This is a genomic window from Saccharomonospora iraqiensis subsp. iraqiensis (genome assembly GCF_000430445.1).
Taxonomy (GTDB): Bacteria; Actinomycetota; Actinomycetes; order Mycobacteriales; family Pseudonocardiaceae; genus Saccharomonospora; species Saccharomonospora iraqiensis.
Genome location: NZ_AICW01000237.1, coordinates 1 through 1,728 on the forward strand (window position 1 = coordinate 1; position 1,728 = coordinate 1,728).

1 protein-coding gene and 1 pseudogene are annotated in these 1,728 nt (G+C 74.9%); both read right to left on the minus strand.

Annotation, left to right across the window (positions count from 1 at the left end; genetic code table 11):
* Positions 1-23: 23 nt before the first annotated feature.
* On the minus strand, positions 24-1,169 hold the full coding sequence (locus tag ACTIR_RS0100140; RefSeq protein WP_026452771.1) for a steroid 3-ketoacyl-CoA thiolase: 1,146 nt from the start codon (positions 1,167-1,169) through the stop codon (positions 24-26).
* A gap of 238 nt (positions 1,170-1,407) precedes the next feature.
* Positions 1,408-1,728, minus strand: a pseudogene (locus tag ACTIR_RS20895) (MFS transporter); the annotation flags it as partial.

Genomic DNA, 1,728 nt, shown 5'->3' on the forward strand with positions numbered 1-1,728 from the left:
CGCCGGGTCGGGGGCCGGCGTGCTCACAGCCGTTCGACGACCGCGCCGGTGGCCAGCGCGCCGCCCGCGCAGATCGCCACGAGCGCGGTGGTGGCGTCCCGGCGTTCCAGCTCGTCGATCGCGGTGGCGATCAGCCGGATCCCGGTGGATCCGACGGGGTGGCCGACCGCGATCGCGCCACCGTTGACGTTGAGCCGGTCGTCGTCGACCCCGAGCACCCGCTGCAGCGACATCGGCACCGACGCGAACGCCTCGTTCACCTCGACCAGGTCGATGTCGGCCATGGTCATCCCGGCCCGCTTCAGCACCCGTTCGGCGGCGTCGATCGGACCGTCGAGGTGGTAGTACGGGTCGGATCCGACGAGTGCCTGGGACACGATCCGGGCACGGGGACGCAGGCCCAGGGCACGGGCGCGGTCCGAGTCGGCGACCAGGGCGACCGTGGCACCGTCCGAGACCTGGGACGAGGTGCCCGCGGTGTGCAGGCCGTCCGGCAGCACCGGCTTGAGCCCGGCCAGCGCCTCCACGCTGGTCTCCCGCAGCCCCTGGTCGCGGGTGACCCGCACCGGCTCGCCGGTCTCCGCCGACGGCGCGGTCACGGGGATGATCTGGCGGTCCAGTCTGCCCTCATCCCAGGCGCGCCGGGCGCGCTCCTGGGAGCGCACGCCGAAGGCGTCGAGCTCCTCCCGGGCGAAACCGCGGCGGGCGGCGATCCGGTCGGCCGCGCCGAACTGGTTCGGCATGTCGATGTCCCACGAGTCGGGCTTCGGGGACCCGGCCTCGCCGACGTTGGCTCCGAGCGGCACCCGCGACATCGACTCCACACCGCACGCCATACCGATGTCCAGCGCACCGGTGGCGATCAGCCCGGAGACGAGGTGGACGGCGTTCTGCGCCGACCCGCACTGGGAGTCGATCGTGGTGGCGCCCGTGGCCCGGGGCAGCCCCGCGTGCAACCAGGCGGTGCGCGTGACGTTGCCCGACTGCTCGCCCGCCTGCGTGACACATCCGCCGATGATCTGTTCGACGAGGTCGGGGTCGAGGTCGAGCCGGTCGAGCAACCCGCGCTGGGCGGCACCCAGCAGCTCGGCGGGGTGCAGGCCGGACAGCCATCCTCCCCGCTTGCCGTACGGGGTGCGGGCGGCGTCGACGATGACCGGGGTCGGCATGCGTCCTCCTGCGATCGACTGCGGCGGGCCCGGGGAGGGCGGGTCCGTGCGGGGTCGGTGCGGTATTCCACCGACCCCGACCACCAGGCGATCGTCAGGTTGCTCGGAGGTGCCCGGGACCGTCAACGCGCCGGTCCCGGTGAGTGAACGCGCCGTGGTGCGACCGCGCCGACGGCCGTGGGCGCCCGCGCGGGTCGCGGTCCGATCAGGTGAGCGGGCGGCGGTGTCCGACTCCCGGTCAGGACGGCGAGTCCACGGCCACGGGCTCGTAGCGGTCCCGGGACAGGCGGCGCACCCGTCCCTCGTACGCGGCCTCGCTCAACGCGGCACGGAACCGGCCCGGGCCCCAGTACCGCGCGCCGACCGCGTCGGCCAGCTCGCGCCGGGAGAGTGCGCCGTGTTCGCGCAGCGCCATCTCCAGGCTGCTGATCTCCCGGTCGAGATCCTCCTCGGCGGAGGGGGCCCAGCGGCTCGCGGTCCCGACCATGCCCGGGGAGTACAGATGCCGCCCCGGGCCCGGCCGGTACCGGCGGGCGCCGCTGCGCTCGCGCGCGGTGCG

Bases quoted from the DNA above. Each gene is read 5' to 3' on its own strand.
- ACTIR_RS0100140 (WP_026452771.1), bottom strand. From the start codon at position 1,169: ATGCCGACCCCGGTCATCGTCGACGCCGCCCGCACCCCGTACGGCAAG.